Annotated in this window: 31 protein-coding genes and 1 tRNA gene; 15 read left to right on the top strand and 17 right to left on the bottom strand. The window is 41.1% G+C overall.

Annotated elements, in window-relative coordinates; translation table 11 throughout:
* Positions 1–307: 307 nt before the first annotated feature.
* Positions 308–1,135, bottom strand: coding sequence for a type I methionyl aminopeptidase (map, locus tag J4G44_RS10730; protein WP_004972787.1), 828 nt, complete (start codon positions 1,133–1,135; stop codon positions 308–310).
* A gap of 208 nt (positions 1,136–1,343) precedes the next feature.
* On the opposite strand from map, the gene rpsB reads away from it, so the two are divergent.
* From rpsB to J4G44_RS10715, 3 genes are all read left to right on the top strand, one after another.
* Positions 1,344–2,090, top strand: coding sequence for a 30S ribosomal protein S2 (rpsB, locus tag J4G44_RS10725; RefSeq protein ID WP_004972791.1), 747 nt, complete (start codon positions 1,344–1,346; stop codon positions 2,088–2,090).
* Between the two features lie 143 nt (positions 2,091–2,233).
* Positions 2,234–3,109, top strand: coding sequence for a translation elongation factor Ts (gene tsf, locus J4G44_RS10720; RefSeq protein WP_004972793.1), 876 nt, complete (start codon positions 2,234–2,236; stop codon positions 3,107–3,109).
* Between the two features lie 192 nt (positions 3,110–3,301).
* Positions 3,302–3,823 (top strand): DUF3465 domain-containing protein, encoded by a 522-nt coding sequence (locus tag J4G44_RS10715; protein ID WP_004972795.1) that lies wholly within the window; start codon positions 3,302–3,304, stop codon positions 3,821–3,823.
* 34 nt (positions 3,824–3,857) lie between these two features.
* Here J4G44_RS10715 and J4G44_RS10710 read toward each other — a convergent pair whose 3' ends face one another.
* From J4G44_RS10710 to J4G44_RS10680, 7 genes are all read right to left on the bottom strand, one after another.
* Positions 3,858–4,313 (bottom strand): Mpo1 family 2-hydroxy fatty acid dioxygenase, encoded by a 456-nt coding sequence (locus tag J4G44_RS10710; protein WP_004972797.1) that lies wholly within the window; start codon positions 4,311–4,313, stop codon positions 3,858–3,860.
* Positions 4,314–4,544: 231 nt separating this feature from the next.
* Complete coding sequence (locus tag J4G44_RS10705; RefSeq protein ID WP_004972798.1) at positions 4,545–5,153, bottom strand: septal ring lytic transglycosylase RlpA family protein; 609 nt, start codon at positions 5,151–5,153, stop codon at positions 4,545–4,547.
* Positions 5,154–5,447: 294 nt separating this feature from the next.
* A complete protein-coding gene (gene mltB / locus J4G44_RS10700; RefSeq protein ID WP_096902392.1) occupies positions 5,448–6,449 on the bottom strand; it encodes a lytic murein transglycosylase B in 1,002 nt (333 codons plus the stop codon).
* 369 nt (positions 6,450–6,818) lie between these two features.
* Positions 6,819–7,469 (bottom strand): hypothetical protein, encoded by a 651-nt coding sequence (locus J4G44_RS10695; protein WP_207973641.1) that lies wholly within the window; start codon positions 7,467–7,469, stop codon positions 6,819–6,821.
* Between the two features lie 18 nt (positions 7,470–7,487).
* A complete protein-coding gene (queF, locus tag J4G44_RS10690) occupies positions 7,488–8,303 on the bottom strand; it encodes an NADPH-dependent 7-cyano-7-deazaguanine reductase QueF (protein WP_207973640.1) in 816 nt (271 codons plus the stop codon).
* Positions 8,303–9,076, bottom strand: a complete 774-nt coding sequence (locus tag J4G44_RS10685; RefSeq protein ID WP_096902393.1) for an ABC transporter permease — start codon at positions 9,074–9,076, stop codon at positions 8,303–8,305. The genes queF and J4G44_RS10685 overlap by 1 nt, the downstream gene beginning before the upstream one ends.
* Positions 9,073–10,008, bottom strand: a complete 936-nt coding sequence (locus tag J4G44_RS10680) for an ABC transporter ATP-binding protein (RefSeq protein ID WP_179988939.1) — start codon at positions 10,006–10,008, stop codon at positions 9,073–9,075. The genes J4G44_RS10685 and J4G44_RS10680 overlap by 4 nt, the downstream gene beginning before the upstream one ends.
* Positions 10,009–10,187: 179 nt before the next feature.
* Between J4G44_RS10680 and J4G44_RS10675 the strand changes: the two genes are divergently transcribed.
* Together J4G44_RS10675 and J4G44_RS10670 are read left to right on the top strand one after the other, a co-directional pair.
* Positions 10,188–10,263: transfer RNA gene (locus tag J4G44_RS10675), tRNA-Arg, on the top strand.
* 168 nt (positions 10,264–10,431) lie between these two features.
* Positions 10,432–11,712, top strand: coding sequence for a tyrosine-type recombinase/integrase (locus tag J4G44_RS10670; protein ID WP_104852264.1), 1,281 nt, complete (start codon positions 10,432–10,434; stop codon positions 11,710–11,712).
* Here the strand turns inward: J4G44_RS10670 and J4G44_RS10665 are convergent.
* The 9 genes from J4G44_RS10665 to J4G44_RS10625 form a co-directional block, all read right to left on the bottom strand.
* Positions 11,707–11,916, bottom strand: a complete 210-nt coding sequence (locus J4G44_RS10665) for an AlpA family phage regulatory protein (RefSeq protein ID WP_104852263.1) — start codon at positions 11,914–11,916, stop codon at positions 11,707–11,709. The genes J4G44_RS10670 and J4G44_RS10665 overlap by 6 nt on opposite strands.
* A 79-nt stretch (positions 11,917–11,995) precedes the next feature.
* Positions 11,996–12,325 (bottom strand): hypothetical protein, encoded by a 330-nt coding sequence (locus J4G44_RS10660; protein WP_207973639.1) that lies wholly within the window; start codon positions 12,323–12,325, stop codon positions 11,996–11,998.
* Positions 12,322–13,074, bottom strand: coding sequence for a hypothetical protein (locus J4G44_RS10655; RefSeq protein WP_207973638.1), 753 nt, complete (start codon positions 13,072–13,074; stop codon positions 12,322–12,324). Before J4G44_RS10655 ends, J4G44_RS10660 begins: the two co-directional genes overlap by 4 nt.
* 139 nt (positions 13,075–13,213) lie before the next feature.
* On the bottom strand, positions 13,214–14,209 hold the full coding sequence (locus tag J4G44_RS10650; protein ID WP_207973637.1) for a recombinase RecT: 996 nt from the start codon (positions 14,207–14,209) through the stop codon (positions 13,214–13,216).
* A gap of 4 nt (positions 14,210–14,213) precedes the next feature.
* Positions 14,214–14,429, bottom strand: coding sequence for a hypothetical protein (locus J4G44_RS10645; protein WP_207973636.1), 216 nt, complete (start codon positions 14,427–14,429; stop codon positions 14,214–14,216).
* Positions 14,430–14,436: 7 nt separating this feature from the next.
* On the bottom strand, positions 14,437–15,417 hold the full coding sequence (locus J4G44_RS10640) for a YqaJ viral recombinase family nuclease (protein WP_207973635.1): 981 nt from the start codon (positions 15,415–15,417) through the stop codon (positions 14,437–14,439).
* A 2-nt stretch (positions 15,418–15,419) separates the two neighbouring features.
* The gene (locus J4G44_RS10635; RefSeq protein ID WP_207973634.1) at positions 15,420–15,677 is read right to left on the bottom strand and encodes a hypothetical protein; all 258 of its coding nucleotides are present in this window, start codon (positions 15,675–15,677) and stop codon (positions 15,420–15,422) included.
* The gene (locus tag J4G44_RS10630) at positions 15,677–16,015 is read right to left on the bottom strand and encodes a hypothetical protein (protein ID WP_179995571.1); all 339 of its coding nucleotides are present in this window, start codon (positions 16,013–16,015) and stop codon (positions 15,677–15,679) included. Before J4G44_RS10630 ends, J4G44_RS10635 begins: the two co-directional genes overlap by 1 nt.
* Positions 16,016–16,505: 490 nt before the next feature.
* Positions 16,506–17,183 (bottom strand): S24 family peptidase, encoded by a 678-nt coding sequence (locus J4G44_RS10625; protein ID WP_207973633.1) that lies wholly within the window; start codon positions 17,181–17,183, stop codon positions 16,506–16,508.
* Between the two features lie 115 nt (positions 17,184–17,298).
* On the opposite strand from J4G44_RS10625, the gene J4G44_RS10620 reads away from it, so the two are divergent.
* The 10 genes from J4G44_RS10620 to J4G44_RS10575 all read left to right on the top strand — a co-directional run bounded on the left by J4G44_RS10620 (position 17,299) and on the right by J4G44_RS10575 (position 22,049).
* The gene (locus tag J4G44_RS10620) at positions 17,299–17,493 is read left to right on the top strand and encodes a Cro/CI family transcriptional regulator (RefSeq protein WP_179995573.1); all 195 of its coding nucleotides are present in this window, start codon (positions 17,299–17,301) and stop codon (positions 17,491–17,493) included.
* Positions 17,494–17,505: 12 nt separating this feature from the next.
* Entirely contained in the window at positions 17,506–17,781 is a 276-nt protein-coding gene (locus tag J4G44_RS10615; protein ID WP_179995574.1) for a hypothetical protein, read from the top strand.
* A 42-nt stretch (positions 17,782–17,823) separates the two neighbouring features.
* The gene (locus J4G44_RS10610; RefSeq protein WP_207973632.1) at positions 17,824–18,684 is read left to right on the top strand and encodes a replication protein; all 861 of its coding nucleotides are present in this window, start codon (positions 17,824–17,826) and stop codon (positions 18,682–18,684) included.
* Positions 18,677–19,489, top strand: a complete 813-nt coding sequence (locus J4G44_RS10605; protein ID WP_207973631.1) for a hypothetical protein — start codon at positions 18,677–18,679, stop codon at positions 19,487–19,489. Before J4G44_RS10610 ends, J4G44_RS10605 begins: the two co-directional genes overlap by 8 nt.
* Before the next feature lie 5 nt (positions 19,490–19,494).
* The gene (locus J4G44_RS10600; RefSeq protein ID WP_338029143.1) at positions 19,495–19,764 is read left to right on the top strand and encodes a hypothetical protein; all 270 of its coding nucleotides are present in this window, start codon (positions 19,495–19,497) and stop codon (positions 19,762–19,764) included.
* The gene (locus J4G44_RS10595) at positions 19,761–20,342 is read left to right on the top strand and encodes a hypothetical protein (RefSeq protein WP_207973629.1); all 582 of its coding nucleotides are present in this window, start codon (positions 19,761–19,763) and stop codon (positions 20,340–20,342) included. Before J4G44_RS10600 ends, J4G44_RS10595 begins: the two co-directional genes overlap by 4 nt.
* Positions 20,339–20,491 (top strand): hypothetical protein, encoded by a 153-nt coding sequence (locus J4G44_RS10590; RefSeq protein ID WP_158660389.1) that lies wholly within the window; start codon positions 20,339–20,341, stop codon positions 20,489–20,491. The genes J4G44_RS10595 and J4G44_RS10590 overlap by 4 nt, the downstream gene beginning before the upstream one ends.
* Positions 20,484–20,999 carry a RusA family crossover junction endodeoxyribonuclease gene (locus J4G44_RS10585; RefSeq protein ID WP_207973628.1) on the top strand — a complete coding sequence of 172 codons (516 nt, stop codon included), beginning with the start codon at positions 20,484–20,486 and terminating at the stop codon, positions 20,997–20,999. Before J4G44_RS10590 ends, J4G44_RS10585 begins: the two co-directional genes overlap by 8 nt.
* Positions 21,000–21,001: 2 nt before the next feature.
* Positions 21,002–21,427 (top strand): hypothetical protein, encoded by a 426-nt coding sequence (locus tag J4G44_RS10580; protein WP_207973627.1) that lies wholly within the window; start codon positions 21,002–21,004, stop codon positions 21,425–21,427.
* A gap of 367 nt (positions 21,428–21,794) precedes the next feature.
* Positions 21,795–22,049: a hypothetical protein gene (locus J4G44_RS10575; protein ID WP_207973626.1), complete on the top strand. Its 255-nt coding sequence runs from the start codon at positions 21,795–21,797 to the stop codon at positions 22,047–22,049.
* Positions 22,050–22,073: the final 24 nt, after the last annotated feature.

Below are 22,073 nucleotides of genomic sequence, written 5' to 3'. Positions count from 1 at the left end.
TTTACGGCATTGTTATGCAAGGCATTATGAAATGGACTGGAAAAATAAAACTGTTGTTTTTACAAGATATTTTTTTAAACTTTTGTGAATAACTGGAAAAGTGTGCAGGTGTTTTGTTAAATCCAAAACTGTTGAATACGTGAAAATGCTTGTTTTATTGGATGGCTTTAAAGTTCTATTGGTTTGAAATAAAAAGATTTTATAGAAATTGTATGCGTTGAAATTAATAAAAAAGACCAGTCGGAACTGATCTTTTTGACATACGGGTTAAATTTTTAGCCAATGACAGATTTTGGCTGCAAACACGTTATGCAGTAAAGCGTGATAAATCTTCATCAGGGCGGGCAGTCAGCACTTCCAAGCCATCTTTGGTGACCAAAATGGTGTGTTCAAACTGTGCCGATAATTTGTGGTCTTTGGTCACCACTGTCCATTTATCGCCAAGTAATTTGGTTTGCCATACGCCTGCATTGACCATTGGTTCAATGGTAAAAGTCATACCTTCTTCTAAAATCATGCCTGTGTTGGCTTGACCATAGTGCAATACTTGTGGCTCATCGTGGAAGGTCGTCCCAATACCATGACCGCAATATTCACGCACGACACTAAAGCGTTCAGATTCAACATATTTTTGAATCGCATGACCAATATCACCAATGGTTGAACCGGGTTTAACGGTTGCCATACCGCGATACATCGCTTCTTGGGCAACTTTGCATAAACGATTGGCTAAAATGGAAGTTTCACCACCCACGATATACATCATATTGGTATCGCCGTGGAAACCATCTTTAATGACTGTGACATCAATATTTAAAATATCGCCTTTCTTCAGCACTTTACTTTCTGACGGAATACCGTGACAAACCACATGGTTAACCGATGTGCAAATGGTGTGTTGGAATGCTGGACGACCCGGAGCAGCACCATAACCTAAGCAGGCAGGAATAGCTTGTTGTTGATTGACAATATAGTCATGGCAAATCGTATCCAGTTCGAGCGTAGTAACGCCTGGTTTAACGTGTGCTTTGATCATCTCCAAAACTTCTGCCGCCAGTCGTCCTGCCACGCGCATTTTTTCAATATCTTCTGCGGTTTTGATGAGTCGACGAGGTGCTTGATAAGTTGTGTTCATGATCTTTAAAAACTTTTGGAAATTTGTGTGTGACTATGGTATAAATAGCCGCCCATTTTATCAAATGCTTTTTATGAATATGTTTCAAAGAGCTTGGTAAAAGGGAAATTAAAAATCCGCACATATATCGTCACATTACTCTGGGTGCCCTTTGGGGTGGAGAATGCGGATATATGGAGGCCTAACCCAAACATTTAAGGTAAAGAAAATGGCAGATTACAACGTAAGCATGCGCGACCTTCTTCAAGCTGGCGCACACTTTGGTCACCAAACACGTTTCTGGAACCCAAAGATGCGTCAATACATCTTTGGTGCGCGTAACAAAATTCACATCATCAACCTTGAACACACTGTTCCTGCGTTAAATGATGCTTTGAACTTTGCAAACCAATTGGCTAGCAAAAAGAACAAAGTTTTGTTCGTTGGTACAAAACGTGCTGCTTCTGCAATCATCCGTGAACAAGCTCAACGCGCTGGTCAACCGTATGTAGATCACCGTTGGTTAGGTGGTATGTTGACGAACTGGAAAACACTTCGCCAATCTATCAGCCGTTTAAAAGATCTTCAAGTTCAGTCTACTGACGGTACTTTTGCTAAGCTTACTAAACGTGAAGCTTTAGAGCGTAGCCGTGAAATGGAAAAACTTGAGCGCGCTTTAGGCGGTGTGAAAAACATGGGTGGTTTACCTGACGCATTATTCGTAATTGACGTTGATCACGAAGCAATTGCAATTAAAGAAGCTAAAAACTTAGGTATTCCTGTAATCGGTATCGTAGATACAAACTCTAACCCAGACAACGTAGACTACGTTATTCCGGGTAACGACGATGCGATCCGTGCAGTAACACTTTACGCTTCTTCAATGGCTGATGCGATCATTGCTGGTAAAGAATACGCTCAAACTCAAGCCAATGCTCAAGCAAAAGGCGAAGAAGCTCCTGCTTCTGAGGCTTAATGCGTTTTGACGTAAGCTTGTCATTTTTGCGACATGTGATGGTGGCAAAGTAAGCGTCATGTATGCAGACGGCCCAAGAGACACCCTCTGGGCCGTTTCTGTTAAAAAAAGAATTCATTTTCTACCGATTTTAGGAGATAAACATGACTGCAGTTACAGCAAGCATGGTTAAAGAATTGCGTGATCGTACTGGTCTAGCAATGATGGAATGTAAAAAAGCATTAACAGAAGCGGGCGGTGACATCGAATTAGCGATTGACAACCTTCGTAAATCTGGTCAAGCAAAAGCTGCTAAAAAAGCAGGTAACATTGCTGCTGACGGTGCAATCACAATCGTTCAAGAAGGCAACAAAGCGATTCTTTTAGAAGTAAACTGTCAAACTGACTTCGTTGCAAAAGACGAAAACTTTGCTGGTTTCTCTGCGAAAGTTGCTGCTGCTGCTCTTGCTGCAAACGAAACTGATGCTGCTAAAATTGCTGAACTTAAACTTGAAGATGGCGCAACTGTTGAAGAAACACGTGTTGCACTTGTTCAAAAAATTGGTGAAAACATCCAAGTTCGTCGTGCACAAATCGTTGAAGGTGAAAACCTTGCTGTGTACAAGCACGGTTTAAAAATCGGTGTTGTTGTTTCTTACACAGGTGATGCTGCGACTGGTAAAGGTATTGCAATGCACGTTGCTGCATTCAACCCAGTTGCTGTTACTGCTGAACAAGTTCCTGCTGATCTTATCGCTAAAGAGAAAGAAATTGCAGAAGCGAAAGCAGTTGAATCTGGTAAGCCTGCAAACATCGTAGAGAAGATGGTAACTGGTTCAGTTGAAAAATACTTGAACGAAGTTGCGCTTGATCGTCAAATGTACGTAATTGACAACGAGAAGAAAGTTGCTGAAGTATTAAAAGCAACTGGTACAACTGTTGCTCAATTCGTTCGTTTCGAAGTAGGCGAAGGTATTGAGAAAAAAGCAGAAATGAGCTTCGCTGAAGAAGTTGCTGCTGCTCAAGCTGCTGCAAAATAATTTTTACTTAAGGTAAAATATTTTGTAAGGAAAGCCCCAATTTATTTTGGGGCTTTTTTGTGAATATAGATTTTGGCAATATGCAATCGTGGCATAAATATTGAGATGAAGATTAAAGATATTAATTTTAAATCAGTATGTTACGAATAATTGACTTAATCGTATAGGGTGGAATCAGAACAAGAAGGTTATATGGCAAATAAAAAGAATTTAAGCATCGGCGCAATTATTGTAGTGCTAATTGCTGCATTTTTTGGCATAGATTTACAGCAGTTTCAGTCTGAAACATCAAATGCACCATCTACAAGTACTGCTCGCACATCGCAAACTGAAAAAGAGCAGTTAGACGTACAGCGAGATGCGCTGCAAGATGATGCTCAGGGTGTTCAGCTGATTGAACGTGCGTTTGAGCGCAAACAGAGCGATTTACAAGTCCGTGCGAGTGGGCAGGTCATTGCAGTGTTAGCGGATGACAACGAAGGCTCACGTCATCAAAAATTTATTTTAAAACTGAATAATGGGCAAACTGTATTGGTTGCACATAATATTGATCTTGCACCACGAATTACCAATATTGCAAAAGGTGATACTGTTGAGTTTTTTGGTGAATATGAATACTCAGATAAGGGTGGGGTGATTCACTGGACGCATCATGATCCAGCAAATAAACACGTGGGCGGATGGTTAAAACATCAAGGAAGAACCTATCAATAACGGTTCTTCCGATAACGAAAATAGGATATAGCGTTTAAATGCTCATAATGCTGTTTTTACGACGTGTTTTCCAAGAGGGTAGGATTTTACCTAAATAGGCATCCATGCACCAAATTGGGCCAATGAGAAGGAATTGGAGGTCTTTGAAGAATGAAGGCTTTTTCCCTTCAACTTTGTGACCATAAAACTGCCCAATCCACGCCAAAACAAAAATTGCGATATAAAAACCCATTCCAACAGGCAAAACATAAATCAGCCATGCCATTACCAGCATTAATGCTGCCATTGCAACTGCAAGAACCAAGTCTAAACGTGCATAAAAAATAAAACTGAGCACCAGAAGTAATGTTGTTAGTAAAGCGCTGAAATGCGCCAAGATGCCGACAATCGAAAAAAAGATCGTAGGTACGCACACCCAGTGAATTAATTTATTGGTTTTATTTTGATGGCTCTCGCTGTATTCATCTAGCCACTCGCTTACTGTCTTCATGTGCTACTCCTGTAGACCGATCATCCGTTGTTATTGTTTGACTGTCTAAAATATAACTGAGAACAGTGAGGCGGTCAAAACAGTATTCATATTTTCAAAATGAAGTGGCAACAAAATTTGTGTGGATCATCTTTGTGCAGACATGCATGGGATGACTGTAAATCTTACAGGCATTAAAAAAGCCACATTGCTGTGGCTTTCAAGTCAAATGTGAAGTCGTGTAAGCGAATCTTAAGAGTTTGGACCGTCAATACGCTCAATGCTTACTTTGGCAGTACCTGCATTGGTGATGCCCAATTGTTTTGCAGCGCCATAAGAAAGATCGAGTACACGGTTGCCATGGAATGGACCACGGTCATTTACTTTAACTACAACGCTCTTACCATTGTTTTTATTGGTTACGCGAATATAGCAGTTTAGCGGCAGGCTACGGTGTGCAGCAGTCATTGCGTTCATGTCGAACGTTTCACCGCTTGCAGTTTTACGACCGTGGAATTGACGACCGTACCAAGATGCCATACCTGTTTGGCTAAATTTACGTACAGTGTTCGATGCCACTGTATTTAACTTTTCAATCACTGAAGGCTCTTCAGCAGGAATTTCAATTTTCGCTGCAATCGTTTGACGACGGATTTGGTCGCCTGAACGTTCGGTGATTGAAAGGCTATTCAAATTTGAGAAATGTGAATTAAAACTTTGTGCTTCTTTGTTGAGTACACGCGCAGCTAGGCTAGATGACTCATTATCATTGTTGAATGATGATTGCACCATTTCAGCTTGCGACTGACTTAGGGCAACAGCTGCAGAAAGTGCAAGTAAGTATTTAAGTGAACTATGCATGGTTTGAACTCCTGAAGACAGAATTTTTAACTTATTTCGCTCTTAACTGATTGAAATAGCGGTAATCCTGTCTGTAATTTCACTTTTTCGACTACATTTGACGAAGTGGATAATATTCATCCCTTACTAAAGGTGTCTAGTCTTTATACGAAAATAATGACAAAAAGTACCAAAAACTAACTCTATTTGATTAAAAAATAACCAATATTGTAACACAATGTGTAAAAAGTTTGTTCTGTGATCAAATTGTCAAAAATATTTCTTGACTTTTTTGTTTTATATTTAAATTTTTGTTTAGCGACTCGCAATTTCAGTGCCCAATAACCACAATGCAGTCGCATACATACGGCTACGGTTATAAGTCGTAATCACCTGAAAATTTGGATAGGTTATATAGTAGATATGACCATAATTTTCTTGTAATTGAATGACATTGACCAAGTCGAGGTCATCTATTTGCACAATTGGATTCATTGGCATCACGCCTTGCGATTTTAAAACCCCATAAGGTGTTGGCAGGGTCAAATCTTTGGCAATGACACTGTCAGGATTGTTGCCTGTATATCGTGCAGCAAATGCAATGGGTTGATTGCGCTGCCAGCCATGTTGTGCCAAGTAGTTTGCAATGGAGCCAATGGCATCGACTGCCGAGTTGCGTAGATCAATATGTCCGTTGCCGTCATAATCGACCCCAAATTTTGGAATATTGCTAGGCATAAACTGCGGATAACCAACAGCACCTGCATAAGAACCAACAATTGAAGAAGTTGGCACACCATCTTTATATGACCATGCGATCAGTGCCGCGAGTTCATCTTTAAAGTATTCCGCGCGACGTTCATAACCAAAGCCTAAGGTGGCAAGGGCATCACGGGTTACAAAAGAGCCCTTATTGCTTCCAAAACCTGTTTCTACACCCAGAATCCCTAAAATAATGGATTGCGGTACACCAAATTGCTGTTCAGCACGATTGAGCGTGTCCGCATATTGTTGTTTAAAGCGCACACCGCGCTGAATAGTGCTTTCTGCAAGGAAATTGGTTTTATAGTCGTACCAAGGCTTACTTTCGCCTGGGCGGTTCATGATGTTGATGATATTGGGTAAGTTTTTAGAGCCTTCCATCGCCCAATCGACTTGTGCTGCACTCAAGCCATAGGTCTGCATGGTTTTTTGTTTAAAACTGGCATAAGACGGATGATTTTGGAAATCATTGGCCTGACAAAAACTGGTGATAGAAAATGCACCAATGAGTAAAGAAAGACGTTTTAGTTTGTTATAAAAATCAAGTTTGAACATATTGAGGAAAATTCCAAATTGATGATTTACACAACTTATTTATATGCAGTAAATAAGTTGCTACTTATATATGAAGAATAAGCCGCTATTGGGGCCAAACTGCGAAAGCGAAGTAAGCGGCTAAGATAGCATTCATGCGTGACTGGTTTGCAAAAACTTATACAAAAATAGACAAAGAATGTGTAAAAAGCGCGCAGGATTTGTAACAAAATTCAATCTAGGTGCAAAAAGTTATTCTTGATTGTGCAAAAGTTGCAGACATATCCTGATATTGCATTGCATATAAAAATGCCTGATCAAAATCAGGCATTTTGCACTTAACATGCAACAAAAGGGCTTAAAACGCATTATGAGTTAAACCCACTGATATTAATGATGGAATAAGGTGTCGTGATATTCCGCTAAAACCAAGAGTTCCTCTTTGGTTAAATTTGGAATGATTTTATCCACCGCAATATGGACAGCTTTAATTACCGCTGCTGCGCCAATATCTGCTGCTTTACGCTTAATCATGCCCAAATCGAGGGTTTTGTTAAAGTCGCTCATAAAGTGGCGTACCGTCGCTTCTGCAAACTGTTTATACAGTTCACCAAAAGCAGCTTTATTTATATCTGCGCCCGATTTAATTTCCGCATAACTGTTTTTAAGGTTAGTGACCAGTCCTGCATCTAAATTCAGACCTACACGATGAGTGCCGACTGTGTCCTGAAATAAACTTCGTTCTGAAAATTCAATGGATTGTTTCACCACATCATTCGGAGATTTACCTAGTAGTTGCTTTAACAATACAGCGACTGTTGATTTGACATAGCCCGCAAGTTTTTCGGCAGTGTCGCGTTTATCGCTGGCAGGAAAACGACGTACCAACTCGGTTAAAATGGCATCAATGATTTCTTCATTAATCATTAATGCGGTTTTGTCGCGCAGTGGGTACAGCGGCTCACTTGAATTTTTTTTCTGTTGTGCAGTTTCAATCGTATTTAATAATTCTGCAGATGGAATGAATCCAAAAAATGGCATTGTTCAACCTCAATGTTGTTATTGTCGCGCTAAACGAATAGGGCGAGGCATCCATGTTAAGTCCGATACACGGCAAGGGTTAATGTCTAAACCACCACGACGTGTATAGGTTGCATATACCATCAGTTTTTCTGGTGCGAATTTTTGCCAGATGTCTGCAAACATCTGTTCCACACATTGTTCATGGAAACCATTATGCTGACGATAAGAAATAATATAAGCCAAAATACTGCGATAACAAGGTTTTTTGCCTTGATAACGGATAAAAACCGTGCCCCAGTCAGGTTGTCCTGTGACTGGACAATTGCTGCGTAATAAATGCGAGTAAAGTTGTACCTCTACATCTTCCGCTTGTTCTAAATCGAATTGCAATAAATTTGGGTCTGGATGCTGTTCTAAACGCTCAGGCGTGAGCTGATCAATGCAAATGCCCTCAGGTTGGCTAATTGCCAAATCATCAACCTTAAATAAAGTTAGCGTAACAGGTGCTTGTGCTGCAGCCGTTAAATCATGCTCAACAGTTTCAATGAAATTGGCTTCAGACTGAAAGCGAGTAAAGTTCATACTATTAAAGTAGAGCTTTAATGATTTTGATTCGATCAGGTTAGGTGATGAAGCAGGTAGTGTAATCCGACCAATCGCAACTTGCGGAATGCCTGCGGCATTCAACCACGAAATTTCAAAAACGTGCCACCAGTCTTGCCCGAGTTGAATTCCCTCGACATCTGCATATTTTTCGCGTGAATCAACACGTGAAATAGGGAATAAAATATCGGGTTGATATTCTGTAGGATAATTGGTGTCTTTACCAAGGAGAGATTGTTCAACACTCATTATTCACGCATTCCTGAACCACGAGAAAGTAAATGATAGGCAATACCATAAAGCACTGCGCAGCATAGTGTAATCACAGATAATGAAATCGTCACGTTGACATCACTATGTCCTAAAATGCCGTAACGGAAAGCATTAACCATATACACTACAGGGTTAATTAAAGAGAGATTTTGCCAAAAAGGGCTTAAGGCACTAATGGCATAGAATACACCACCTAAATAAGTCAGTGGAGTCAGTACAAAAGTTGGAATAATAGAAATATCATCAAATGATTTGGCATAAACAGCATTAATAAAACCGCCTAATGAAAATAAAAAGGACGTAATTAATACGGTATAAATGGTAACAAACCAATTGGTAATATAAAGGTCGGTAAAGAATAGACTCATGGTGGTGACAATAATACCGACCAATACGCCACGACTAACACCACCCAAAACATAGCCCCATAAAATGGCATGCAAAGGTACAGGGCTCATGATTAGTTCTTCAATGCTTTTCTGGAATTTTGCACTAAAAAAACTTGAAGATACGTTGGCATAGCTGTTGGTAATGACTGCCATCATAATTAAGCCGGGCACAATAAATTGCATATAGCTAAAGCCGCCCATTTCACCAATACGCGAACCGACCAAATTACCAAAAATCACAAAGTACAAACTCATGGTGATGGCTGGCGGGAGCAAGGTTTGAGGCCATATGCGCATAAAACGACGAACTTCTTTATGCACTAAGGTATAGAGTGCAATCCGTAGTTGGGTAAAATTCATTGCGCAGCTCCATCTAAATTCTTTTCGACCATTTTGACAAATAACTCTTCTAGACGGTTGGACTTATTGCGCATACTGCGCACGCGAATGCCTTGCGCTTCTAAAAGTTGGAATAAATCATTTAAGGTATGAGCTTTATCCATGGTGACTTCTAGGGTCACTGCATCAATTAGGTTGAAACGTACACCAATAATATCTAAATGAATGGGTTGAATCGGTTCAGCTAAATCAAAAATAAAAGATTCTTCACTTAACTGGTTTAAGAAGTTTTTCATTGAAGTGTCTTCTTTAATCACACCACGATCAATAATCGCGATACGACGACACAACATTTCCGCTTCTTCTAAATAGTGGGTGGTGAGAATGATTGAAGTGCCTTTATCATTCATTTCTGTCAAGAAATCCCACATTGAACGGCGCAGCTCAATATCTACACCTGCAGTGGGTTCATCCAAAATAAGTAGTTTCGGTTCGTGCATCATGGCACGTGCAATCATTAAACGACGCTTCATACCGCCAGACAGCATACGCGCTTGAGTGGCACGTTTATCCCACAAACCCAGTTTTTCTAAATATTCTTCGGCACGTTGTTCGGCAACTTTTTTAGGAATACCGTAATAGCCTGCTTGTGTGACCAAAATATCAAACGTCTTTTCAAACTGACCGAAGTTAAATTCTTGCGGCACAACCCCTAAGCATTGCTTGGCTTGAGATGGATGTGTATCCAAATTGTGCCCAAAAATTTCTACTGTACCTGCCGTTTTTTTGGTGAGAGAACTGATGATGCTAATGGTTGTAGATTTACCTGCACCATTGGGTCCAAGTAGGGCATAAAACTCGCCTTCAGGAACGGTCAAATTAATTCCTTTCAGTGCTTGGAAACCATTTCGATAGGTCTTTGACACGTCCCTTAACGTCAATGCATCAGTCATGAAATTCTCACTTGAGGAATAGAGCCACTATTGTGAGCGATCTGCGCCAATAAACCAAGTAAGTTAGATGGAATTCTATGTTGCAAGTTTGGAACATTGTTTAAAGCATAAGCATAAAAATACGTAACTTATATATAGTTGCTTTACCTTCAGCAATTTTTTGTTATGATGTGCAGCGCGCGCTCATAGCTCAACTGGATAGAGTACAGGTCTCCGAAGCCTGTGGCGTGGGTTCGAGTCCCGCTGAGCGCACCAGATACTTTGTTTAAACTTGTATAAACTCGTATAAACCTATTGAATATAATAGACATAACAAATAAAACCTGTATAAAGTTGTATAAACCTTTTTAAAGTTGTAACGCATTGATGCATTACAGGATGCGTTACACACCAACTTTGTACTCATCGGTGTAACGCAAAAACATGCCAAAGCAAGTAATTTCGCTTACAGACAGTAAGATCAAATCCTTTTTACGTGAATTAAAACTTAACAATCCCAACGGCTTAAATACTGATGTAAGGCTGTCAGATGGTGCGGGATTAAATCTTCTAATTCGCAAAAATGGGTCGGTAATGTGGCGATTCGACTACACACGGCCAGTCACAAAAAAAAGAAATACCATGTCCATTGGTTATTACCCTGAGATTACTTTGGCAAAAGCACGCGATTATCGTGAACAATTTAGGGCATTATTGGCAGAAGGTAAGGACCCACAAGTAGAGAGACAGGGCGTAGAAGAAAAAGAAAGACTTAAACAGCAAAATACTTTTAAAGCGGTAGCTGAGTTATATAAAAGCAAACAGCGATTGGCTGAGGCTACTGTGATACGCAATGAGCGCATCTTTGAAAAACTTTATCGAGACATTGGTAATTTGCCTATTGCTGATATCACGCCACGTGACTTGGCTAAAGTTATCGAAAAAGATGAAAACAAGGGATTCATTGAATCCGCCATGAGAATTAGATCAAAAGCATCGCAGGTATTTCGTTTTGCCGTAAAAATGGGTTTGTGTCAGCGAGATATTGCTCAAGACCTATCTGGCACCATTACACAAAGAGAAAAACAACACTATTCAGCATTAACTGATCCGTTTGACTTCGCACGATTGCTTTTTGATATTGATAACTATGAATCGCAACTTGTACACGTAAAGTTTGCGTTACAGCTGGCACCTTTGGTTTTTGTACGCATTGGAGAATTAAGAGCTGCTAAGTGGGCTGATATAGATTTTGATAATGCTACATGGTCTTACACGCCATCCAAGACTTCTGCAAAAACAGGTTTGAGCCATATTGTGCCGCTATCAACTCAAGCTGTAGCGATTTTAAAAGAAGCATATAACTTCACAAACAATTCAATTTATGTATTCCCATCACGTTCTGATAAAAACCGCCCTATTTCCAATATGTCAATTAATATGGCATTACGTCGCATGGGATACGGAAAAGAGGAAATGACAGGTCATGGCTTCCGAGCGATTGCACGCACATTGCTTGATGAAGTCTTGGAATTTCCATTGGAGCTGATTGAGCAGCAGCTTGCGCACCAAGTCCGTGATATGCACGGCAGGGCATACAACCGAACAAAGCATTTAGACAAAAGAAAAGTGATGATGCAGCGATGGTCAGATTATTGTGATGAATTAAAACTGCAATTTGAATCATCGAAAAATATTAGATATGACGAAAAAAAGCCCTCATGATACGAGGGCTTGTTTTTTATTGAAGTGAGCATAAATAGTCGACTTCCACCAGTGCTTGTATCCGCTTTCACTTACCCAGTCAGGCTCTGGAAATTGCTGAGATTCAATCATCTTGATGATAGATGCACGCGTCATACCGACCATTTTGGTGACTTCACTTGTCTTTAAAAGGCGATCTTCTTCACCATATAAGGCGTTTTCCATCCTCACACCTCACTTAAACCCACATTTACTACAAAACACACCACAGCGAACCGTGAACTTTTTACACATGAAGCAGTATTCAGTCATTGGCTGGCTCCTGTGACTCCAGTGCCGCCTTAACCCCAATTGCAATAAGCTCTTGCAAGCGCTCATAAGTGACCATGTTTTCCATTTGCTCAACAAGTTTATTGTTGATTTCAAATTGTTCGAGTAGAGCTTTTTCGGATTGGGCTTTGGCTGCTTGCCATCCAGCACGGAACGCATCCCAAAGCTCGTTAAACTCGTCTACTTGCAATTCCATTTCGCTATCTAGCGCAATATACTGCTGCAATTCTTCATCAAACTTAAAAGACCAATCTGGATTTACATTGTTTGATTCCTCAAAACATTTTCTTTGAATATCCATCACGCCACCACTTCCTCACTAAGATTCACACCAACAAGACGACCACCATCAATACAGAAATTGACTGTGTTTAAACCAAATAAGTCAGACAATAGGACGTACAGCTGATCTTCCGTAATTGTTAAGTGGTTTTTGGTTGTGACCACTGTTTTGATTTGGTCTTTTAGTAAAGCGATGGCATCAGGCTCACTAGGCTGTGGATCCTGAGCTGGTGTCGCTAAAGTAGGCTGCACTTGAATCACATTTTCTTCAGCAGTTGGTGCCGCAATAACTTCAGTATTCATTTCTTGACCATTAGTTTTTAATTGATATTTGTAGCTGCCGAATTTACCAGTGCGGATTATTTCACCCTCATTTTTCAGCTTATAAATGCCATTGGTGAATTGCTTGTCATTCAGTTGCAAAGCAGCCATCAATTCAGGCTTTGTTAAACCTGCAGGAAAGTCATGTAAGTACTGCAAAATTGCATCATGAACCTTTCCCCGTACCACAGTTGCGACTTGTTCTGCTTGTGGCTCAGTTGAAATTTCTGCTCTAGTCACACCTGACAGAAAATAAACTCCATGCTCTTCTTGCACATCGATCGTTGCTAGGATGTTTTTCACGGTCTTAATACTAAGGCGGCAAACAGTCATTAATTGGTTTGCAGACAAGCCAAGCGGATCATTCTTTAAAGCATCAATTACCTTGTCTTTTGCTTTTTCTAGAGCCGTTTGCTCATGAAAGCGTCTCATATCAGCAGCTGAATTCATTATTCTCTCCAGTTCGCTTCTTTGAATTTTGCGTTCAGAATTAGGCTGTCAATTTCACCTAAACTCACGTTGTTAAATATGTGTGTCATCTTGGTCCCGAACACTGTTAGTGTTCGGGTGATGGTTGAATATGAAAAACTCATGGTGTTAGAGCTGCTTCTTGAGCTTCATACGCTGAATTAATTTGAGCAATTTGCTGTTCAGTCATTTTCGCTGTAAATGGTTCAAAACGGGTCGCCATGACTGTATTCAACGCATCCAGGTCGCTTACATTGTTAATTTCATCAATCACAGCGGTCACAGATTCAGCAGGGAGCATTTGAGCTTCTTTAAGCTCTTTATGTTTGGCTTTGTATGCCTCACCAATTTCAGATTTGGCAGGCTCACCCAAATTAAGTGCTGCAATATCAGCACCGACCTGTTTCAAATCATCAAGTGATGTTGAGTTATCAATGCGCTGGTAATACGGTGTTAAGTCAATTTCGGTAGCAACAGACTCAACCGCCTGCTTCTTAGCCATGCGTGCTTTTAATGCTGACGAACCACTATTGGCTTTCGCTGTGCTTGTTTCTGCTGTAACAGCAGCAGGGGTAATATCAATTTCCTTGTCCTTTTCTTCCTCAGCAATTGCCATACCTTTGAGCACGTCAGGGAAGACATCACGCAAAGCATAAGAGCGTGCGCGTAACTTCATCATGCGCTTTGGATACTGCGTCCAAGGTCCTTGCTTACCTGACAAGCCAGCTTTTTTGGCATCTTCCATGCTGAACTCAGAAACGGTTGGCTCTTCGCCTTTACGTTTTACTGTGCAAATTGCCTTAGTACCATCTTCTGAAAGTTCTTCACGGATGAAGTCGAGTAAGCCTGAGCTGCGCACCAAAGCAAGCATTGCATCACCCCAGATAGAAGGGCGACCATTAATCACCGCAATGTTTTGCATTGCTTGAAGTGGCTGCAATCCGATTTCAGCACCCCATTGCATGGCAACAAGAATGTTGCCTGGCTTGCGCTGATAATCCTTTGGAACAATGTCAGAACCCGCTAAAAGGTCAGCAATCTGCATTGCTTCTTGCAAGTTATTTGGCGTTAAGAAATTAACAGCTTGGTTCGCTGGAGCTTTAACAATTGAGTTCATGGTTTTAATCCTTTGAGTTTAATTCTTTAAGTTTTTGCAGCATTTGGTGTGCAAGTTCGATTTCTTCTTCATACAGGTAAATTTCACGGCCATCATTGATATGCAGGCCGTAAATCACATCTATCTTCTCGGTTTCCACATCCCGAAAAAGATCTACCTGTACCTCCTCATCGTGTTTAGTGAACCTAGCGGAAAGTTTTTCCACTGTGATTTGACTCATACCCACCTCAACCAATCCGCAGCACGCGAGTGCTTGAAGTCTTTACAAATTGTTCGTAGATGTCTGGATGGGCTGCTTTCAGAGACTTGCTGTCCAGCGTGTTGCGTTCCTGATATTTGAATGTGGCCAAACGCTTTTCTTCAGCAATAATCATTTCTGCGTCTTGCATGTGTGTGCAGATCTGCAGCTTTAATGCATCAAGTTCGCCACTTGCTTCTTTGATCGTGGCGTTTAGGTCCTTATACTCAGCTACTAGCTGGGCAAGGTCGTCATCTGCTTGCAGCGCCTGATCAGGATTGTGTTTTGCCCAACGATGCAAGACATCATCAAATGTGGTTGGCGCTGGTGGCACGTCTGCCAGTACATGCTCGTGCCAAAACTCAGAACATTGCTCGATAAGCATTTCAAACAATTCAGGGTCGAAAGCAATTTGGTAGGTACGGAACTTTTGACCACCGATCAGCACACCTAAACCGCAAAGTGATGCACCTGTAATACCCATGTACCACTGGCATTGAGTCAGGTAATAATCAGGTACCGATTCAGTTTGCTCATCGCCCCAAAGTTTTGCCAAGTATTGGTTTGCAGTCTTGCACTCAAGGATTCGGTCTGTGGTTAGCTTTCCATTTTTAATGCGCACATTACCTGCAATTTCAGGATTAATGATTGCACGGTCGATATTGGCACGCATCCAGTCTTGTTCAGGGTGAGCGATCGTTGCATTAACACGCTGCACCTTAACGCCATTTCGTTTGGCATACTCTTTGGCAACAATGTCTTCTAAAGTGTTGCCCCAGTAAGCAGCCTCGGATTGAGAATCTTCAAGTTCAGACCGTGAAGTTTTATCAAGCCACAATTGATAAGGTGATTTATATTTGCTCAAACCAAGGATTGCCGCCACATCTGAACCACCAATGCCTAAACGACGAGACTCAAGCCATGCTTGGCGAGCGTTTTCAGCACTTTGTAAATTAACTGCAGTATTCATATTTAGTCCCCTTGATATGCGCCACAAACGCTTTTACGTGGGTAAATTTCAGAACGCACAAAGCCACGAGTTATTTGTGTTGGCATTTGGTTGATAGGTGCAACCCATGTCGGGAAGTATTTAGAATCCAAGTCAACCCACTGACCACCATCAAATTTTTGATTCGAGTCTTTGCGGTAATACTCAAGCGCTTCACCATTCACTAAAGCGTGATGTGTTGTGCCAGCTGGAGGTGCTACTTTCGGAGTGAAGATACTCATCAAACACCCCCTACAATCGCAGCATTAATTTTTTGAATTTCGTAGCGATCTATTTCAGCGTTTACTGACTCGTTGAAGCGAATCACGTTGATAACTTCCATTTCTGCAACAGATGCGTCATCAAGTTTGTATTCAACATAAACGTCAGCATCATCAGCCTTGATACGTGCCGTGCAATATTCATCAGCGCAGAAGCTGTTTTGCATTTGGTATGAGCTGCTATAAAAATGCTCAGTAGGTTGCTCTTTGGCAGGCTGTACCGCATACGCTGCGAACATCCCTGAGCCAACAAGTAGTGCGAATAACGCAGCCTTGAATGATTTTTGAAGTTTTGCCATAATGACCTCGTTGTATTCGAGCCCGCCTGATTTGACCGTCTGCGGGCTTTTTGTTGTTTACGAGGTAAAGCATACTTTACTAATTGCAAGTTGTAAAGAGTGCTTTACTTATTATTTTCAAGCAAACTTTACTTTTATTTTCTATAGGCAATAAAAAACCCGCTCAAGGCGGGCATTTGGGTTATTTGTTTTTATAAATCCAACTCCCTATAAAAATAAAAATTCTCATGAAAATTGGATAAAACCACGTCATTAAAACACCTAAGGCTATGAGATAAGGATAGGATGCATAAAACCCATCGTATTTAAATTCGGGTGGTCGCTCAAATACAGTGAAAAAGTAGTATTTGACTCCCTCATAAAACCAGTAATTAACTTTTACTGAATATGCGAAAGATAGGATCAACCCAAGTAATATAATTAATAAGCCAATCCTTTGAACTGGTTTGTAAGTTCCATAGTTCCAAAATTTTTTAAGCATTCGGCCCCCTTATAACTCCCTGGTAAATCTAACAACTACACCTAGAACTTTAATGTCATGTTTTTGAGAATCTAGAACAGGAAAATCATTGTTGTGAGGTATGAGCTCAAATTGTGCCTCACCATCATCATCATATCCTGTTACTCGATATCTCCTAAAAACCACAGTATTTCCTTCACAGAGGGCTAACACGTAGCCGCCTGGGCTGGGTAATTTATAAGGATCAATAATCAATCTATCCCCAACCTCAAAGATAGGCGACATGCTCTGATCTACTACTTTAACTATAAAGACAGATTCCCTATCTAAACCCTCATAGTTAGTAGCAATATATTCTTCAGGGGTAATCTGACCATTAATATATTCACGCCATTTCTGTGTTTGATCCATGCTCAGCACTGGTGCATCAATACTATTTGATTTAATTGTTATAGAAAGCTTAGAAGGATTAGCAGTCAGCATAGGTGCATTACCACCAGCAAGCCATTTGTGATTTACGCCTAAAAATTCTGCGGCTCTTGAAAGGTTGGCACCTTCCAAATTTTTGGTGGGACCATTAAACCATTGACCAATACTGGCTTTGCTCACTTTGCAATATTCAGCCATTTCGGTGTTTTTTAATTTCTTACCGAAAGCGCTTTCGTAATGCTGCCGCGCCAAAGCCATTCGATCCTGAAGATTAGCCATCCGATTGCCCTCGCTCTAAGTAAAGCTAGCTTAACTTTTTGAAAGTAAAGTGTGCTTGCATATAGTTGGTAAAGTGTGCTTTACTATTCAAAAGCGTACTTTACGGAGTTATGTCATGCATATCGTTATGAAAACTTCCGATGCTCTTGCAATTTTCAAAACCAAAGTTCGAATCGCCCAAGAAATCGGAATTACCAAACAGGCTGTAAGTCAATGGGGTGAAACAGTCCCAGACGAATCAGCGTTAAAGCTCCTAAGAAAGAAGCCAGAAATTCCACACCGGGAAGTAAGTGAGAAAATTCCCGCCTAAAGAGGTGTTTTTATGAGTCTTGAAAAGAAATCCACGCATGTTCGTTTGTCTCCAGAGATTCATGAGCGAGCTAAAACACTCGCCATGATCAAGGGTAAAGATCTTGCCCAATACCTAGCGTTTCTTCTTGAAAAAGAAATCGTTGGTGAGTGGCATGTTCTTAATGTACAGGCGAAATCTTTTGAGCGCTTGGGATTAGCAGCTTTGGTGCGGGATATCTCATCCGAGATTAGTTTTGTAGAGGGATTTGAAGGGAATTCAGATCATCTAGAAGAAGAAAAAGCCTGACGAGCGAGGTCAGGCTTTTGTTGCATTCACGCGAGGTAACGAATGAATACACAGATAAATATAACAGAACTCATTGGGGCATCAAAGCCTATATGGAGCGAAAGTGTGTCATATACCAAGAAACCTAACGTCATATTTGATGATGTTATGGGGCAGATCAGTGGCAATGCGTACAAGTGCTTAGATGTAATTGTGCGCTGTACTTATGGTTATCACAAGCCAAGTGCTCAAATTTCGGAATCTGCCTTTATGGAGTTTACTGGTATTAAGCGCAAAGAGACTCTTCGCTCTGCTATTCGTGAGTTAGAGCAAGTCAAGATTGTGGAGATCACCAGAAAAACAGGTGTTGTAAACAACTTTAAAATAACCCCAAACCAGTACGAAAATTTAGCACCAGGACTAAAGAATAGCACCAGCACTAAAAATCCGTCCCAGACTAGCACTAAAAAACCGTCCCAGACTAGCACTAAAAAACCGTCCCCTAATAAAGAAAACCTTAAAGAAAACTTTAAAGAAATATATCCATTAGAGAGCGAGCAAAAAAAATCGTCAGTGGATGATGTTCTGAATCTTTGGATTCCAAATCTGAGTTCACTCAATGCATGGCTGCAAAGAGCGGGTGAAAAAGCAATGAGCCAAGATGAGGTTAATCACTGGCTTGTTGAAATCAATGCTCACTACGAACCAAAGATCAAAGCTGGTTTGGTGTCGGAAAACCAAATGTATTCCAACTTTGTGAAGTGGGTGAAGCGCAACTATAAAAAACCAAAACAATCACAACATCCTGAAAAACCACAATCTGCAAAACAGCAACGTGATGACGCATGGGCTAATTACTACGCAAAACGAAATCAGCAGCAGCCGAACAACATCATTGATGTGATCGAGGTGCAGCATGACTAATTTCTTTTTTGGCCCACAGCAAGCACAGCAGCTTATTGACACCATGCGCGTCATTCATGGAAACCTGTTTACTCACCAGATGGGCAACGTATCACCTGAGCAGGTCGAAACTATCATCACAGGCGCAATGGTTGGCGTGTCAGAGGCTCAATTCCACTTCGGATTAGCACAGCTAAGCACACAGGCTTATTGCCCATCTATCGCGCAATTCAGAGCGTTATGTGTATCTGGTTCGTGGTGGTCAGTTGATGAGGCGTGGGCGCGTGCATGTGAATACACCAAAGACCGCAACAAGAACAAGATCACCACACTGGCGAAATACGCACTGGAGCAAGTGGAGCACTTGATCACGATGGGTCAGATGCGTGAGGCACAAAGCCAATTCAAGGGTGTTTATAACGCCAATCTACTCAAGGCACAGGTTAGCGGCAAATCACAGGAGTTCTATAAAGCACCTTTGCAGATCGGAACGAAGCAAATCGCTGAGGAAAAAACTTCTGCGCAAAAGGCGGGCTTGAATGATGAACAAAAACTTATCTTGGTGATGGCAGACCGATTGCGTCAGCAGGGAATGTCGCCAAAAGAGGCGTTTGTTCAAGCACAAATTGCAATTCGTGGTGAGGTTAAGAAAGCAAACAAGTTTGAGCATGCTGAACACGACTTGGAAATGAAAGCTGATTCTGATTATTGGCCTGACCCGTTTGATGATTTTGAAAAATACAAAGCTGCTTTGCAGGCTGAGCAAAAACCATTGCCGAATGCGGTGCGTTTTATTGAGTTAGAGCAAGCAGGGGGTGGGGTGTGAACGAAATGCTAAACCAACGTATCCAAGCTGTTCAAATTGGCAAAGACATCACGCATGCACAGTTGGTTGCCAAGCGTAATTTACGCGAAGAACTTGAAACCGAAATGGAGAAGTATTTAGCGCGTGGCGGGCAGATCAAACAGGTTGAGCAAAAACAATACGAGGCAAGGCACGGCACAAATACCCAGTACACAAATATGGGGTGTCGTTGCAAGAAGTGCCATGCGTGGGCGTTAAAGGCGAAAAAGGTGAAAACTGGGGAGATTAGACTGTGAAAAAGCGCAATAAGAAATATAACCCGAATAAACCCGCGATTAATCCAGTGCGTAAATTTCAGTTGATTGGTGAGGCACAAGAAGAAAACAGAATGCTTGAATTGTGGCAACTCATGAATGGAAAAACCGAAAATGATGCACCTGAAATTGGGCGCTTATTGAAATTTACAAAGGGTGATCTAGTTATCGCAATGCGTAAAAACCTCATTGATGAACAGCAAAGTTTTCATATTGCCTGCGAGATTCATGCAAAGCATCCAGATGGCACTGCTATCAAATTGGACTACGAGATAGCGATACCAGAACGCATGACATACAGCCAATTCTTAGGTGGTGCTGATGTTGAAAATGGAGAGGATCCAATCTATGTGATGGATAAGGGAATAAAGACTCGGTGGGAGGGTGTGAACAAACTAATGGATGCGTATCTCCATGAAATCGCGGGACCTGGCTTCAAGATTATAAAGCAGCCTTATGTTGTGACTTGTTTTTCAGCATTCAGAAATCAGGAGTGTTTAAGAAAGTTTAAGTGCGTTCAATTAGTGACTCTCGGTAATGGCTTGGGGGTAGCAGCATGAATGATTTAAAAACATTACGCGACAAGTTAAACGGCTCAATTCGTCACAACGAGGATGAGGCTGAACTACAAGCTCAATGGGACGCATTGCATCAAGCCATGGAAGATGAGCAGGCGGCTGAAGAATTTGAACGGAGTTTTAATGAGTAATCTACGTTGGTCTGAAAATCAGCTAGAAGTTCATTTGAATAGGCATAAATTACGCAAGGATTTCGCCACAGCGCAATTTAAAACCAAAAATGATGCAAAGGTACATGACGCACAGCAAAACGCAATACAAGAGATTACAGCGCAAAATACAACACATCAAGAAAAAACAATTTTGGATTGTGAAATAGCGACGATTCCACCGAGCGTAAATCATTACTGGGTAGCGTCAGGAAAGCGCCGCTATTTGAGCGACAAAGCACGTGATTTTCATGATGTGGTCAGCATGTTGGTACCACGAATCAACACAGCAGCACGCTTAAAACTTGATGTGACGTTCCATTTTCCAAATCGTGTGCGTCGTGACATCGACAACTACCTAAAAGCGACAATCGACAGTTTAGTGAAGTGTGGGCTGTGTGTGGACGATGAGCAGTTTGATGAGCTGATTGTTAGACGTGGTGATGTGGTCAAAGGTGGATTGATAAAAATTAAAGTGCTGGAGATTTAGCAATGGAAAGTCTGGTGGATTTAGTAAGTTCAAGCACTGACCCTCGCGCGCGCGCGCGTTTTCAAAATCTTCAATTAAAAAAGAAGGTTAAAGAATTTCGTGTGGCGATGCGTGGATATAAACGACCAGACTTCAATCGCATGATTTTAGACCTTTGCAAACTCGGCTGGACACACGAAAAGATTGCGTTTGTTTTGCCAGTTGCAAACGCCAGTACCGTGTCTGAATGGGCACGTGGTGGCAAACCTAATTACGAAAATGGAGAGGCATTTGTGATGCTATGGAAAACCGAAACAGGTATTGAGCGTGAACCGCGTGAAGGTGAGTGGCAAACGTATAAATATACCGTGGGGCAGTTAGATATTTTTGAAGATGGCGGTTTGTGTGACCAAGTGATTAGTGAGTTGGATCGGGAGATTAAAGGGTGATTAAGTTTATTACGGTATGGGTGCTTACAGTCAATTTCGTTGATTACTATGATCGTGGAGCTGGTGCATCTTCATACCAATTGCAATACGCCACTCAAGCTATTTGCGAAAGACAGCGTAAGTACCATGATAGACATGAAACATCTACACGCTGCGACTTTCAGCAAGTGCCACTACTGGTGAAGTAAATGCCACCTGACTACACCCACATCGAAAAAGACGGCACGCCGTGGAAGAACGTCAATAACGATTGGTATTTTTGGCGCGATGGCTGGGGATGGATTCAGTATGTCGGGCCGAAGAATAGTAATTTTTTTAATAAGTTTAGGTAGTATTATCACCATATATTTTAATTTTAAGAGGGCTTATGATTTTTATCGCTGGCATCATGATTACATTTTTGTTTTGGCATATTTCAGTTGTGCAGAAAAACTTAAATGGCCGTATAAATATTTTGCAGGAAAGTAGCAGTAAAAACTTTTCAGATATTAGAGGGGAGTACAGAAAGAAGATTGATAGGCTTGAAAAGCAAATATCTGATTTAAGCGTAGAGCTACACGAAACAAAGAAACAATTAACAAAAATTCAGAACAAGGATGATGATTCAGATTTATATCTGTAACACCCAACAAACCGCCACACATTA

This window comes from Acinetobacter towneri, assembly GCF_017498585.1.
In the GTDB taxonomy this organism is placed as follows: Bacteria; Pseudomonadota; Gammaproteobacteria; order Pseudomonadales; family Moraxellaceae; genus Acinetobacter; species Acinetobacter towneri.
This window is presented reverse-complemented; position numbering and strand designations above follow the sequence as displayed.